This window comes from Solwaraspora sp. WMMD937, from assembly GCF_029581175.1.
Taxonomy (GTDB): Bacteria; Actinomycetota; Actinomycetes; order Mycobacteriales; family Micromonosporaceae; genus Micromonospora_E.
Genome location: NZ_CP120738.1, coordinates 2,433,398 through 2,446,978 on the forward strand (window position 1 = coordinate 2,433,398; position 13,581 = coordinate 2,446,978).

Consider the following 13,581-nt stretch of genomic DNA (forward strand, 5'->3'; position numbering starts at 1 on the left):
GTATGAGCGCCCAGGAACGGAGGACGAACCGTGCGTTCACGCAACCTCGACCAACCCGGTCGGCGATCCCGACCGGCCGCCCGCCAGCCTGTTCGAGCGCTTGTTCTGCTGCTGGCCCTGATGGCCGGCATGCTGCCGTTCACCGGCGCGGCGCAGGCTCACGGCACCATCGTCAACCCGGCGAGCCGCGCCTACCAGTGTTGGCAGGACTGGGGACACCAGCACATGAACCCGGCCATGCAGCAGCAGGACCCGATGTGCTGGCAGGCCTTCCAGGCCAACCCGGACACCATGTGGAACTGGATGAGCGCGCTGCGCGACGGACTCGGCGGCAACTTCCAGGGCCGCACCCCCGACGGGCAGCTGTGCAGCAACGCGCTGTCCCGAAACAACAGTCTGAACCAGCCCGGACAGTGGAAGAAGACAAACGTCGGTCGGAACTTCACGGTCCAGTTGTACGACCAGGCCAGCCATGGCGCCGACTTCTTCCGTGTCTACGTGAGCAAGAACGGGTTCAACCCCGCTACCCAGCGGCTCGGGTGGGGAAACCTCGACTTCATCACCCAGACCGGCCGGTACGCGCCGGCACAGAACATCAGCTTCAACGTTTCGACCTCCGGCTACACCGGACACCACATCGTCTTCGTGATCTGGCAGGCGTCCCACCTCGACCAGGCCTACATGTGGTGCAGTGACGTGAACTTCGTCTGATCGACAGGGCCGACGAACGACGGCACGGCACGCCCGCCGGCCCGGGACATCCACGTCCCGGGCCGGCGGTCCTGCACACTCGGGGGCTGTCCGGCCCCCGCCCGCACCGGTACGGTGTGCCGGGTCTGCCGACCCGGGGAGCGTGCACATGGCCGACATGTCAGCGGAGATCGCCGCCGAACAGGCGTACTTCGACGCCGCCGCCCGGGAGCGCGACCGGCGGGTGGCCGCACTCGGCTCGCTGGCGAGCAGCGGGGCCGACCGGGCCACCGCCGCCCGGCTGCGCCGCCACGCAGAAGCCGTCACCCGGGCCCTCGGCGGCGCCGCCGACGCGGTCGCGTTCGGCCGCATCGACGACGAGTCCGGCGAGGCGTACTACCTCGGGCGGCACCTGATCGGCTCGCCCGACGGCGGCGACCCGCTGGTGATCAACTGGCAGTCGCCGGCCGCCGCCCGCTACTTCACCGCCAGCCCGGACGACCCCCAGGGCCTGGTGCGCAAACGCGGATTCCAGTGCACCGGCAACGTCATCGACCACCTCGACGACGTCCTCTTCGCCGAGATCGCCGCCGGGATCGCGGGCGGGTCGGCCGACGGGTCGGGTCGGGCCGACGTCGACGCGCACCTGCTCACCGAGCTGGCCCGGGGCCGCACCGGCACGTTGCGCGACATCGTCGCCACCATCCAGGCCGCCCAGTACGAACTGATCCGCGCCCCGCTGCAGCAGGTCCTGGTGATCGAGGGCGGCCCGGGCACCGGCAAGACCGCCATCGCCCTGCACCGGGTCTCCTGGTTGCTGTTCCAGCATCCCGAGCTGACCGCCGACGACGTACTCGTGGTCGGCCCGCATCCGACCTTCATGCGCTACATCGGCCAGGTGCTGCCTGGGCTCGGCGATGCCGAGGTCGAGCTGCGCGACATCAGCCGGCTCGCCCCGACGGTACGGCGTGGCCGGGCCGAGCCGGTGGCGGTGGCCCGGCTCAAGGGCGACGCCCGGATGGCCGGCCTGCTCGACCGGGCGCTGCGCAACCGGATCGGCACCCCGGACCCGGCGGAGCGGCTGCTGCTCGGCAGCCGGTTCGTCACCCTGCCCGGCGAGCAGGTGCAGCAGGCACTCGACGCCGCCGCCGGAGCCGACCTGCCGTACAACGGTCGCCGCCAGCTGTTCCGTGACCGGCTCGCCGACCTGGTCCACGACCGGTCGGGCATCGACCCGCGCGGCGAACCGGCGCTGGCCAACCTGGTCGAGCGGCTCTGGCCGCAGCAGAGCCCGGCGGCGTTCCTGCGCGGCCTGCTGGCGTCCCGGCCCCGGCTGCGCGCCGCCGCCGACCCGGCTGCTGCCGCCACTGGCTCGGCCGCCGACGGGTTCACCGCCGACGAATTGGCACTGCTGCACCGGCGTGGCGCCGACCGGATCTCCGAGGAGATCTGGTCCGCCGCCGACCTGCCGCTGCTCGACGAACTGGACCAGCTGATCGACGGCGGGCCGTCGCGCCGGTACGGGCACGTGGTTGTCGACGAGGCGCAGGACCTGTCACCGATGCAGCTGCGGGCGGTGGCCCGACGCAGCCGTACCGGCTCGTGCACGGTCATCGGCGACCTGGCCCAGTCGACCGGCGGTTGGGCCCGGGACAGCTGGGACGAGGTGACCCGACATCTGCCGACGACCTGCCCGGTGCGGGTCGCGCCGCTGCGGTACGGCTACCGGGTGCCCCGCCAGGCGTACCAGTTCGCCGCCCGGCTGCTGCCGGTCGCCGCGCCCGGCGTGACACCACCGGAGGTGGTCCGGGACGGCCCGGCCGAACCCGTCGTGCACCAGGTCGGGCTCACCGAGCGGGCCGGTCGGGTCGTCGTCGTGGCTGGTGAGCACGCCGCGCGAGGTGCATTCGTCGGCGTCGTCTGCCCGCCCCGCTGCCGCCGCGAGGTCGAGGCGGCGCTCGCCGACAACGGACTCGCCTGGAGCAGCGCCCAGCAGGGCGACCTCGGCGCGGCGATCAACCTGGTCAGCCCGGCCGAGGCGAAAGGCCTGGAGTTCGACGCCGTGGTGATCGTCGAGCCGGAGCAGATCGTCGCCGACGACGAACGCGGCCACCGGATGCTGTACGTCGCGTTGACCCGAACCACCGGCCACCTGGATGTGGTCTGTGTCGGCGACCCGCTGCCGCTGACCACGGCGTACCGCCCGGATCCGGGTTCGGCCGCCGACCAGTCCGACTTCACCGAACGGTCCGCCCGCCTGCTCGCCGAGCACCTGGCCGGTCAGCTGCGCGCCGGTGCGCCGGCCGCGCACTGGGCGGAAGTCCTTGACGAGGTACGCCGCCAGCTGGCCGACTGACCATCCGCAACCGACTTGCCGCAGTGCGGAGTCAGTGACCGGGCGGTGCTGCGCTGTCGTCAGGAGCTGCTGGCGGGGCGGCTGAGCACCGCCGAGGTGAGCCGCCGGCCGACGGTCGCCTGGACGATGTTCTTCTGGATGACGGCCTTGGCGGCCCGGCTCGGCAACGCCACCCCGAGTTCGGTGGCCAGGGCCCGTAGCTCGGCGACCTTCAGCCCGAGATCGTCGAGGTAGCGTCCGGCGGCCACCCGGTCGTCGATCGCCGCCAGGTCGGCGCGGATCCGGTCGGTGTCGACGACGACCGCCGGCTTCGCCGCTTTGACGGCCCGGCTTCGGCGGGCCGGTGCCGGTGCCGCAGGCTGCTGTGGCCCGGCGGTGGCGACCGTCAGCTGCGCGGTGCCGTCGGCGAGCGCGGCCAGCTGCTCCGGCGGCAGGGTACGGAGGAAGTCCGCGACCCGGATCAGGACGGCGTGGGACAGGTCGGCGGCGCTGGTCACGTGGCTCTCCTACGGGCGGATCTTGGCGAGGAACTCACTGGCGAGCTGTTGCAACTCGTATTGGACGTGGACGTTCGCGTCCGGCATCAGGACCGCGGGCAGGCCGTGCTCGCCGGCTGAGGCGAACACCGTCTTGTTGTCGCGGATCATCTGTTGGAAGCGCGGGATCTCGATGGTCGCAGGATGGCCGATGAAGTTGCGTAACGCCAGCAGCGGCCCGTGCCCGGTGTACTGGACCATCGTGAAGACGATGCCGAGGATCTCCGGGCTGATCTGGTCGGCCCGGCCCGCCGCGACCCGGTTGTAGTCGGTCACCAGCTCAGAGACCTTCTTGCGTAGGTAGTCGATGCCGAGCGTGGACAGGTAGTCCGGCCGGGCCGGGATCAGGATGTGGTCGCTGGCGACCACCCCGGTGCGGGTGACCATGGTGAAGTTCGGTGGGCAGTCGACCAGGACGACCTGGTAGTCGGTGAAGGCGGGCGCGGCGAGCGCCTCGGCGAGCGCCCGGTGCAGGGACAGGAAACGCGGGCTGCCGTGCTGGAACCGCGATCCGCCCAGGCTGGCGGCGAAGTCGAGGTCGGCGTCGGTGAGCATCAGATGGGACGGCACCAGGTCGAGCCGACCTGCGCTGTGCTGACCGATCACTTCGTTGACAGTAGGCGGGGTGAGCACGTAACGGTCCAGCGGCGCGGCACCGCCACGGTCGAGCACGTCACCGAACCACTGCAGGATGGTCCGGTCGTCGGCCAGTTCCCGCTCCCACCTGGTCGGTTCGACGAAGGAGAAGGTCAGGCTTGCCTGCGGGTCCAGGTCGATCAGCAGAACCCGGTGCCCTCGGTACGCGAGTTCAGCCCCGATGTTGGCGGTGACGGTGGTCTTGCCGACACCACCTTTGTAGTTGATGACGGACACCACGGTCATCGGACCCTCCGCACACGCATGGCCAGCAGCATGCCACGTGGGTGTCGCGGTGAGCTTGATGCCCCACGTGTATCAGGATGCACCTGTGGCATCAGCCTCGCCAAGATCGACCAACCCTCAGTGGGCTGTACGACGGCTCTCCGGCCGGCGCGGAATGATCCGGCGGGCGGGTCGTTGTGCATGGTCGCGCCACGCACTCCGGCCCGCAGCCGCCAGGCCCATGGACCCCCCATGACCACGATGGACCCCCATGACCACGATCATCACCCGCACCCTGCGTACCAGCCTGCGCACCACCGCCCTCGGCATCGCCGGGCTCACCCTCGCCGGCGGCGCGGTCGCCGCCCCCGCCCTGGCCGCCGCCAGCAGCGACCGCGTCGACACCGGCAAGTTGACCCCGCACGGCGTGCAGGGCGAACAGTCCCGCATCACCCTGTCCGGCGAGCAGACCGACAACGTCAAGGGCATCATCGCCGCCACGAAGAAGGCCGGCATGGACGAGCGGGCCGCCGTGGTCGCCATCGCCACCGCCCTGCAGGAGTCCAAGCTGGAGAACCTCGGCCACCTCGGTGACCGCAACGACCACGACTCGCAGGGCCTGTTCCAGCAGCGCCCGTCGTCGGGCTGGGGCACCGTCGAGCAGATCACCGACGTCGAGTACTCCACCACCGCGTTCCTGAACGGGCTCAGGGCCGTCGACGGCTGGCAGGACATGCCGCTGACCGAGGCCGCCCAGGCGGTGCAGGTGTCGGCGTACCCGTTCCACTACGCCCAGTGGGAGACCCAGGCCGCCGAACTGGTCGCCCAGCACTGGAACAGCTGACCGCAGACACAGCGTAGAAGGGCCGGACCCCGGGTGCGGGGTCCGGCCCTTCTACGCATGCCCAGGCCAGGTCAGCCGGGGCCGACCCCACCACCGACGAACGGATCCGGCAGGTTACGCCAGCCGGCCTCGCCGTCGGCGAGCTCGGCGTCGGTGAGCAGACAGGCCGCCAGCCGGCGGTGCAGGTCGACCGGATCGAAGTCGACGCCGACGAAGACCAGGTTGCTGTGCCGGTCGCCGTAGTACGGGTCCCAGTCCAGCGCGGCGGCCAGCCGGCGCTGCGGGCTGGCCTGCTCCCATTGCTCGTCCGGCAGGTCGACCAGCCACCGGCCGAGAGTGTGCAGGGTGAGGCCGCCGCCGGCGCACTCCCAGCCGATCACCGTCTCCGGCCGGTTGGCCAGCCAGAGGTGCCCACGGGACCGCAGCGGACCCGCCGTGACGTCGGCCAACGCGGCGTACAGCCGGGCGGGGTGCAGCGGGCGGCGGGCCCGGAACACTGCGGAGACGACGCCGCAGTCGGCGACCGGCTCGTGCACCCCGATCAGGTGACCCTCGACGCCACGGTCCAGGACCGCCGGCGTTTCCGGCCGGTGCCGGTCGGTGTGCCGCAGTTGGCCGGCGAGCCGGGTGGCGTCGATCGTCGGCTGGTCGCCGGCCCGTAGGTGCACCGCCCACGGGGCCATCCGGGACAGCAGCACACCAAGCCGGTGCGTCTCGAAGGCCTGGTCAATCGACCCGCCCCACAGCACGACCGTGTCGGCGTACTCAATCTGCCGGGCAATCACGTCGGCGAGCCGACGGCGGTCGCCGGGGGCGGCGGCGATGCCGAGTTGACCGAGGTCGTCGGTGCTGGCCAGGCCGTCGAGCAGGTGGTCGGCGGCGACGACCGTGACGTACGAGTCGAACCGGACCAGGTCGCAGACCGCTCGCCCGGCCACCCGGCCGTGCGCGCAGGCGGCGGCGAGCGTCTCCGGTTCGACCACTTCGGGCAGGACCAGCACGATGTCCCGGCCGGGTCGGGCGGCGGCGAGCCGGGCCAACGTGGTCGGCGCGTCCGCCCGCAGGGTGCAGCAGACGCAGCCGTCGACGAGGTCGAGGCGGACGTCTTCGACCGGGCCGGTGCCGTCGCGGAGCACCCGGTGCGGGGCACCGTCGTGTGCCGGGCCGACGTCGTAGCGGACGACGAGCAGGGCCGGGTCGGCGGCGAGCAGGGTCCGGGCGACGGCCATCGTGGCGGCGGGCCAGAAACCGGACAGTACGGTGACCGCCGGGCGGGTGGTGGCGGCCCGGTGGGTGGTACGGCCGACCGGAGCTGACGGTGACGGCATGCACGCCCCCTCGACTGAAATGAAAACCGTTGTCATTATAACCGAATGGACGCCACCCTTCGAGCCCACCTCATGGATCTGCTGGAGCACCTGGCCGGCGAGCAGGTGCTGACCGGTGCCGACCGCCGCCCGGTCGCGGGACCGCCGGCCGGCCATCCCGTCGGGCACCCCGCACTACGGATCTACCCGGAGGCCAGGATGGTGCTGCTCGGAGCCGACGAGATCCAACTGACCCGTCGCGAGTTCGACCTGCTGCACTGCTTCGCCAGCCACCCTCGGCAGGTGTTCACCCGGGCCCAGCTGCTCGACCGGGTCTGCGGGCACCGCCGGTCCGGGCCGCGCAGTATCGATGTGCACATCCGCCGGTTGCGAGTCAAGCTCGGCGACGACCTCCCGGTGGTGCGAACCGTCCACGGAGTGGGATACCGCCTGGACGGCGCTTTACCGGTCACCGTCGCCCGGCTGGCCGGCGCCGACGACGCAATCGGCGGCCGCATCGGCGACAGTCGGGTAACGTGGAGATTTGACTGACTGGTGGATGTCCGGCACGGTGGGCGGGTAGACGGCCGCTGACCGACCCAGTCCCTGGAGCTTCCGCCGCCCGCCCTGACCGCCCGCCGCGCACTGTCCGCCGCGCCGTCAGCCCCAAACCCGACATTGCCGCTGAGCCTCGCTGCGTCAGCCATCACCTGTTTCCGGTAGTTCCGAAATCCGATCAAGGAGTTGTCATGCTGACCATGACCGACAACGCGGTCTTCGTGATTCGCGAGATCACCACTCAGCAGCAGGCACCGGAGAGCGCCGGCCTGCGGATCTCGGCCGACCCGACCGCCGGGTCGCTCACCCTGACCGTCGCCGAGCAGCCGATCGCGGGTGACCAGGTGGTGGATTCGTCCGGTGCCCGTGTCTTCCTCGACGCCGAGGCGGCCAACCTGCTGCAGGACAAGTCGCTCGACGCCGCAGTGGACGACGACGGCGGTGTGCGCTTCGGGATCGCCGAGCAGCCGGCCGGCTGAGCGACCAGGACGTCGCAGAGCCGTTGGCGGGCACCGTACCGACGGGTGTCCGCCAGCGGCTGACCGGCCGTGATGGAAGGTCCACCCGGTCAGGTCCCTTGTAAACTCGCCGACAGCCTGCCTTGCGGTATCCGTCACGGACGATAGATTCCGCCGGTGGCAGCAGACAGACCTGGCGGGGCGCGTCGTTGGGCCGTCGTCGCCGGGGTCCTGACAATCACCGTCGAGGCGGGGTGGCTGCTGGCGACCGGCCCGGCCGCCGCGCTGGTCAGCGACCTCGGCGCGATCACCGTCGCCGGTTGCGCCGCCACCGCCTGTGCGATCGCTGCCCGCCGCCACCCACCGCAGCTGCGCCGATTCTGGGTGCTGCTGGCGACGACCATGGCCCTCGCCGCCATCGGCCGGGTCGTCTGGACCGTCGGCCGGCTCACCGCCAACGCACTGCCACACACCCCACTGATCGGCCTGATCTTCTTCGCCGGCCTCGTCACCGGAACCGCCGCGCTGCTCAGCGCGGTCTCCGCACCGCGTAGCGCGGTCGGCCGGGCCCGGGTGCTGCTGGACGGGGTGATCGTCGGGCTGGCGCTGCTCCCGGTCGCCTGGGTGGTGGTGTATCGAGAGATGGCCAGCGCCGAACTGGACGGTACGGCGACCGCGCTCGGCATGCTCTACCCGATGCTGGACCTGATCCAGCTCGCCGTACTGATCTCGGTCGCCGGACCGGCCCGACCACTGTGGCCGGCGCTGACCCTGCTCGGGGCCAGCCTCGCGGTGCGGGCCGGAGCCGACGCCGTCTACGTTTCGATGATCGCCCAGGGCACCTACCAGCCCGGTCACCCGGTGGACGTCTGCTGGCCGCTCAGTTACCTGCTGGTCGCGATGGCCAGCCGGCACCCGCCCCCGGCCGACCTCGACCAAATCGACGAGACCGCCGAGCCGCCGCCGCTGCCGTGGTGGCGGGTCGCGCTGCCGTACCTGACTGTCGGCGCGGCGATCGCAGCGGTCCTCACCGCCGGCGAACCGTCGTCGGTGATCTACGCCAGCGGTGTCGCGCTGCTCGCCGCGCTGGCCGTCCGGCAGGCTCTGGCCGCGAACGAGAACCGCCGGCTGGCCGCCCGGCTGCGCCGGCTCGCCTACACCGACCAGTTGACCGGGCTGCCGAACCGGCTGCTGTTCACCCGCCGGTTGCGTCAGTCGATCGCGGCGTTGACCGAGCCGAGCCGCGTCGCCGTCCTGCTGCTCGATCTCGACGGGTTCAAACAGGTCAACGACCGGTTCGGTCACGCCAGCGGGGACGCGATGCTCAGCGAGGTGGCGGCCCGGATGCGGTCCGCCGTCGGGGACGCGGGGCTGATCGCCCGACTCGGCGGCGACGAGTTCGCCGTCCTGCTCGACCCGGCCCACGACCCGGCCCGGCTGGCCGACCGGCTGCTGGCGGTGCTCGCCGACGGCACGGTCACCTCGGCGAGCATCGGCATCGCCGAGTACGGTCCGCACCACTGCGGCGACGCCGATCTGCTGCGCGACGCCGACATCGCGATGTACGCGGCGAAGGCGGCCGGCAAGTCCGCGTACCGGTTCTGCACGCCGCAGCTGCGCAAGGCGGCGGTGGACCGGGCCGAGCTGATCGCCGACCTGCGCCGGGCGGTCGACGACGGCGGCCAGTTCGAGCTGGCGTACCAGCCGATCGTCGATGTCGGCACCGGTCGGATCGGCGGCGCGGAAGCGCTGGTGCGGTGGCGGCACCCCCGGCTCGGGCTGCTCAGCCCCGCCCGGTTCCTGCCGCTGGCCGAGGAGACCGGCCTGGTGCTGCCGCTGGACTGCTGGGTGCTGGCCACCGCCTGCCACGACGCGGCCGCCTGGCAGCAGCTGGCGCCCGGCACCACGGTGGCGGTCAACCTGGCGCCGGCCCAGCTGCGCCGTGCAGATCTGATCGCCATGGTGGCCGGCGCGGTATCGGCGGCCGGGCTGGCCGCCCCCCGGCTGACCCTGGAGCTGACCGAGACGGCGCTGATCGACAGCACTGACGAGGTGCTGTCCCGGCTCGCCCAGCTGCGTGAACTCGACGTACGGATCTCGATCGACGACTTCGGCACCGGGTATTCGTCGCTGAGTTACCTGCACCGGTTGCCGGCCACCGACCTGAAAATCGACCGCTCGTTCGTGGACCGGCTCGACTCGCCTGATCCGAAGGCCTACGCCACGGTCGAGATGGTCACCCGGCTGGCCGACGCGTTCGGGCTGGTGGTGGTCGCCGAGGGGGTGGAGACCGAGGTGCAGCACGGTGCGGTCGCGGCGATCGGCTGCCCGCGGGCGCAGGGCTACCGGTACGGTCGGCCGCAGCCGGTGGCCCAGCTCCGCGAGCTGATCATCGCACGGTGACTGGAACTTCCACATGCGATCATGGTCATGTTGATCTGCCGTGGCTATGCTGGCAAGCCGTCGAATACGCCCGATCCGTGAGGGATACTACAGATGGTCGATGAATCCAATGGCGGCTCGCGCCCGGTGCCCAGGTTGGACACCTCGGTGCCACAGACGGCCCGGATCTGGAATCATTGGCTGGGCGGCAAGGACAACTACGCCGTCGACCGTGCGGTCGGTGACCAGATCAGGGCGGCGTTCCCGCAGATCGTGGAAAATGCCCGGCTCTCCCGGGGCTTTCTGGTCCGGTCGGTGCGCTACCTGACCGGGCAGGTCGGGATCCGGCAGTTCCTGGACATCGGCACCGGCCTGCCGACCGCCGACAACACCCACGAGGTGGCCCAGGCGGTGGCTCCGGAGACCCGGATCGTCTACGTCGACAACGACCCGCTGGTCCTGGTACACGCCCGGGCGTTGCTGACCAGCACGCCGCAAGGCGTAACCGACTACGTCGACGCCGACCTGCGTGACCCCGCGTCGATCCTGCGCGAAGCCGGGCGTACCCTCGATTTCAGCCAGCCGATCGGTCTGATGCTGATGGGCATCCTCGGGCACATCGCCTCCGACGACGAGGCCCGCGACATCGTGCGCAGCCTGCTCGATGTCCTGCCGTCCGGCAGCCACCTCGCGCTCTACGATGGTGGCGACACCAGCCCCGGGGTGGTCGAGGCCGCCCGGATCTGGAACCAGTCCGCGAACCCGCAGTACCATCTGCGCAGCCCGGATCGGATCGAACGGTTCTTTGACGGGCTTACTCTGGTGGAGCCGGGGGTGGTGTCGGTGACCCGGTGGCGGCCGGAGCCGGAGCAGGCACACGTGCCCGTCATCGACCAGTACTGCGGCGTCGGCCGTAAGCCGTGAGCCGATGAGCGTCGTCGGGCACCAGGAGTACGCCGCCGGCGGACCGACGGTCCGCCGGATGCAGCTCGGTGCCCGGCTACGCCGACTACGCGAGGCCAAGGGGATCAGCCGGGAGGACGCCGGCTGGACCATCCGGGCCTCCGAGTCGAAGATCAGTCGGATGGAGCTGGGCCGGGTCGGGTTCAAGGAACGCGACGTGGACGACCTGCTCACCCTCTACGGCGTCGCCGACCACCTGGAACGCGGCGAGCTGATCACCCTCGCCCGGGAGACCAACCAGCCGGGCTGGTGGCATCCGTACGGCGACCTGCTGCCCACCTGGTTCCAGTACTACCTGGACCTGGAGTCGGCAGCCAGCCTGATTCGCACCTACGAGATCCAGTTCGTGCCGGGGCTGCTGCAGACCGAGGAGTACGCCCGCGCGGTCATCGACATCGGGTTCAGTGAGTCCGGTGTCCGTGAGGTGGACCGGCGGGTCGAACTGCGGATGGCTCGCAAGCGGGTGCTGGAGCGGGCCGGCGCACCCCGCATCTGGGCGGTGGTCGACGAGGCGGTGCTGTGCCGGCCGATCGGCGGGACGCGGGTGCTGCGTGGGCAGATCGAGGCGCTTGCCGAGGCGAGCGAGCAGCCGGGCGTACGGCTGCAGGTGGTCCGGTTCCGCAGCGGCGGGCACGCGGCTGCCGGTGGGGCCTTCAGCATCCTGCGCTTCCCGGAGCAGGAACTGCCCGACGTGGTCTACCTGGAGCATCTGACCAGCGCGCTCTACCTGGACAAGCGGGAAGAGGTCGACCGGTACGCGGCCGCCGTCGGGCGGCTGTTCATCGAGGCCGACCCGCCGGACCGGACCCGGGAAGTGCTGCACCGGGCGTTGCGCGACCTGTGACGGTGACCGGCCGCCCGAACCGGACCGGCACACCCGGGGAGTAGAGGACGCTGACCGGTGGGCCGTCCGGTGCCGGTAGCCCGCCGGCGGCGACCAGGTCGTCGGCCAGCTCGACCAGCTCAGCCCGGTGCAGCGGCCAGCGTGGATGTTCGTTGGGCAGGTAGCGGGTCGCGCCGTGGACCCGTTCGTGCAGACCCCACCGGGCGGTGAGGAAATGCTCCAACGGGGTCGGCTCGGCGATCGGCGCGCCGACCCGGACCACCATCCGGTTGTGTGTGCCACGCGGCCCCGGCCAGCGCCGCCGGCTGTGGTACGTCACCGTGTCACCGTCGTGGTCGAGCCGCATCCGCGACCACAGGTACGGCAACCGCAGGGTGGCCATCGCCACCAGAACCGGCAGCAGCCGGGCCGCGTCCAGGGAACGGAACACCACCCCGCGCCGACCGGCGTCGTCGACCGAGTAGAGCCGCACGTTGGTCTCGCAGAAGGTGCCCAGGTACGGGATGCCCGGACCGGGACCGAAACCGACGCCGACCATCCGGAACCCGATCAGCCCGACGTAGCTGGTGCCGTCGAAGGTGTCCGGCCGGGTGCCCGGCGGCAGCAGTGGGGCGACCACCGCCGGGTCCACCGGCCAGTGCAGGAACGTCAGATCGTGCCAGCTCTGCACCAGGACCGGCCAGCGGACGGGGCGCGGCGCGGTGACGGTGACCGGCTCCGGCGGCGGCATCTCGGTACGGCTCATATGATCATCCTGGCAGCACCGCACACCCGCGTCCGCAGCTGACTGCGGCGAACCCGAGGAGCCGTACCGTGGCACGCGCCATCGCGACGAACACCCGCGTCGACCGGGCCGGCCTGGTCGACTTCCTGCGGACCCGGCACCGGGCGGTCCTGATCACCACCCGCGCCGACGGCCGCCCGCAGGCGTCGCCGGTCACCTGCGGGGTCGACGCCGACGGTCGAATGCTGGTCGCCACCTACCCGGACCGGGCGAAAGCGGTGAACATCCGCCGTGACCCGACGGTGTCCGCCTGCGTCGTCTCCGACGATTGGAACGGTCCGTGGGTGCAGTTGGACGGGGTGGCGGCGGTGATCGACATGCCGGACGCGCTGGACGGTCTCGTCGACTACTACCGCTGCGTCGCCGGCGAGCATCCGGACTGGGACGAGTACCGCGCGGCGATGCGCCGGCAGGACAAGTCGTTGATCCGGATGGTCGTGGACCGCTGGGGGCCGATCGCCACCGGCGGCTTTCCGCCGCACCTCGCCGACGACTGACAGGGCTCCGTGCCGGTCACTCGGGCAGCCCGGTCACTCGGACGGCTCGGGGAGGTCGCAGTCGATCTTCGGGTTGACGCCGATGTAGTTCAACGGTCCGGCGATCACCGTCACGATCGTGGTGCCGGCATGGGCACAGTTGGTGTCGTCGCGTTCGAAGTAGCCGCGTTGCACCGCCGCGACCACCCCGATCACCAGCCAGATGAGCACGATCACGCCGGATATCGAACCGCCACGCATCACTGCCTCCTCAACTCGTCGACGCCGTACCGGCCCCGCCGCGCCTGCTGGCAACGGGATCCGGTCGGCGGATGGGCAACCTGGTACCCAGTGACGTCGCTGAGGTAACCGTCCGCCCGGCCAGGCCCGGCGCCGGAACTGTCGCCTGCCGGCGCAGCGCCGAGCCAGCACCAGCCCGGCGAGCAGGCCGACCGCCGTACCGCTCGGTCGCGCCCGGACCGACGACCACCCGGCCACCGCCGAACGGACCAGGCGATGTCA

14 protein-coding genes are annotated in these 13,581 nt (G+C 71.4%); 9 read left to right on the forward strand and 5 right to left on the reverse strand.

The genetic code is table 11. The features are described 5' to 3' along the window. Window positions 1–30: 30 nt before the first annotated feature. Both O7621_RS10555 and O7621_RS10560 read left to right on the forward strand, forming a co-directional pair. Window positions 31–711, forward strand: coding sequence for a lytic polysaccharide monooxygenase (locus O7621_RS10555; protein ID WP_282233796.1), 681 nt, complete (start codon window positions 31–33; stop codon window positions 709–711). 148 nt (window positions 712–859) lie between these two features. Next, window positions 860–3,046 carry an ATP-binding domain-containing protein gene (locus O7621_RS10560; RefSeq protein WP_282233797.1) on the forward strand — a complete coding sequence of 729 codons (2,187 nt, stop codon included), beginning with the start codon at window positions 860–862 and terminating at the stop codon, window positions 3,044–3,046. Between the two features lie 59 nt (window positions 3,047–3,105). Here O7621_RS10560 and O7621_RS10565 read toward each other — a convergent pair whose 3' ends face one another. Continuing rightward, window positions 3,106–3,543: a hypothetical protein gene (locus tag O7621_RS10565; RefSeq protein ID WP_282233798.1), complete on the reverse strand. Its 438-nt coding sequence runs from the start codon at window positions 3,541–3,543 to the stop codon at window positions 3,106–3,108. A gap of 9 nt (window positions 3,544–3,552) precedes the next feature. Further along, complete coding sequence (locus O7621_RS10570; RefSeq protein ID WP_282233799.1) at window positions 3,553–4,464, reverse strand: ParA family protein; 912 nt, start codon at window positions 4,462–4,464, stop codon at window positions 3,553–3,555. Between the two features lie 274 nt (window positions 4,465–4,738). Between O7621_RS10570 and O7621_RS10575 the strand changes: the two genes are divergently transcribed. Further along, the gene (locus tag O7621_RS10575; RefSeq protein WP_282234541.1) at window positions 4,739–5,287 is read left to right on the forward strand and encodes a hypothetical protein; all 549 of its coding nucleotides are present in this window, start codon (window positions 4,739–4,741) and stop codon (window positions 5,285–5,287) included. A gap of 71 nt (window positions 5,288–5,358) precedes the next feature. On the opposite strand, the gene O7621_RS10580 is transcribed toward O7621_RS10575, so the two are convergent. Further along, entirely contained in the window at window positions 5,359–6,615 is a 1,257-nt protein-coding gene (locus O7621_RS10580; RefSeq protein WP_282233800.1) for a GTP-binding protein, read from the reverse strand. 45 nt (window positions 6,616–6,660) lie between these two features. Between O7621_RS10580 and O7621_RS10585 the strand changes: the two genes are divergently transcribed. From O7621_RS10585 to O7621_RS10605, 5 genes are all read left to right on the forward strand, one after another. After that, window positions 6,661–7,146, forward strand: coding sequence for a winged helix-turn-helix domain-containing protein (locus O7621_RS10585; protein ID WP_282233801.1), 486 nt, complete (start codon window positions 6,661–6,663; stop codon window positions 7,144–7,146). Between the two features lie 197 nt (window positions 7,147–7,343). Next, on the forward strand, window positions 7,344–7,631 hold the full coding sequence (locus tag O7621_RS10590) for an adhesin (RefSeq protein WP_123603598.1): 288 nt from the start codon (window positions 7,344–7,346) through the stop codon (window positions 7,629–7,631). Window positions 7,632–7,787: 156 nt separating this feature from the next. Next, window positions 7,788–10,013 carry a bifunctional diguanylate cyclase/phosphodiesterase gene (locus O7621_RS10595; RefSeq protein WP_282233802.1) on the forward strand — a complete coding sequence of 742 codons (2,226 nt, stop codon included), beginning with the start codon at window positions 7,788–7,790 and terminating at the stop codon, window positions 10,011–10,013. Between the two features lie 93 nt (window positions 10,014–10,106). After that, window positions 10,107–10,916 carry an SAM-dependent methyltransferase gene (locus tag O7621_RS10600; protein ID WP_282233803.1) on the forward strand — a complete coding sequence of 270 codons (810 nt, stop codon included), beginning with the start codon at window positions 10,107–10,109 and terminating at the stop codon, window positions 10,914–10,916. Window positions 10,917–10,920: 4 nt separating this feature from the next. Then, the gene (locus O7621_RS10605; RefSeq protein WP_282233804.1) at window positions 10,921–11,799 is read left to right on the forward strand and encodes a helix-turn-helix transcriptional regulator; all 879 of its coding nucleotides are present in this window, start codon (window positions 10,921–10,923) and stop codon (window positions 11,797–11,799) included. Here the strand turns inward: O7621_RS10605 and O7621_RS10610 are convergent. Further along, a complete protein-coding gene (locus O7621_RS10610) occupies window positions 11,735–12,529 on the reverse strand; it encodes a DUF2071 domain-containing protein (protein ID WP_282234542.1) in 795 nt (264 codons plus the stop codon). The two genes, O7621_RS10605 and O7621_RS10610, sit on opposite strands and share 65 nt — an antisense overlap. An 83-nt stretch (window positions 12,530–12,612) precedes the next feature. Between O7621_RS10610 and O7621_RS10615 the strand changes: the two genes are divergently transcribed. Then, on the forward strand, window positions 12,613–13,080 hold the full coding sequence (locus O7621_RS10615) for a PPOX class F420-dependent oxidoreductase (protein ID WP_282233805.1): 468 nt from the start codon (window positions 12,613–12,615) through the stop codon (window positions 13,078–13,080). 33 nt (window positions 13,081–13,113) lie between these two features. Here O7621_RS10615 and O7621_RS10620 read toward each other — a convergent pair whose 3' ends face one another. Then, window positions 13,114–13,320, reverse strand: a complete 207-nt coding sequence (locus O7621_RS10620) for a hypothetical protein (protein WP_278174162.1) — start codon at window positions 13,318–13,320, stop codon at window positions 13,114–13,116. Between the last annotated feature and the right edge of the window lie 261 nt (window positions 13,321–13,581).